The sequence below is a fragment of the Neisseria sp. P0021.S005 genome, from assembly GCF_051956955.1.
Window position 1 is genome coordinate 1 of record NZ_JBQCWY010001018.1, and the last position, 331, is coordinate 331.

Sequence of the window (331 nt, forward strand, 5' to 3'; positions counted from 1 at the left end):
ACCATTTGCTCTTCCGTCAGAATGTCGCTGACTACATTATTGCGCGGGTAGTAGTGCAAATCCAAAAGGGGATAGCTGAATACGCGCGCAACTAACTCCCCCAAAGCTTTAGGGGAGATGATGCCGTCTGAAAACAGGTTGGGCAGGATTTCTTTGCCTGATTGTAAAAGGTTGTTGTAATGTTCCGCTTGTTGATTTGAGATGGTCTGGCTTTGAACCAAAACACGCAATAATCCGACACTCATTTTATTTTCCGTTTCTTGTGCAGTTTTCCCTTTAATTTAGAGGAAAGCCGTATTATTTTATCATTATTATGATTAAAGCATATATT

General features: G+C 40.5%; 1 pseudogene. It reads right to left on the reverse strand.

Annotated features, from left to right (window positions below):
* Positions 1 to 245: pseudogene (locus ACTHUE_RS20675) on the reverse strand (type IV-A pilus assembly ATPase PilB); the annotation flags it as partial.
* Positions 246 to 331: the final 86 nt, after the last annotated feature.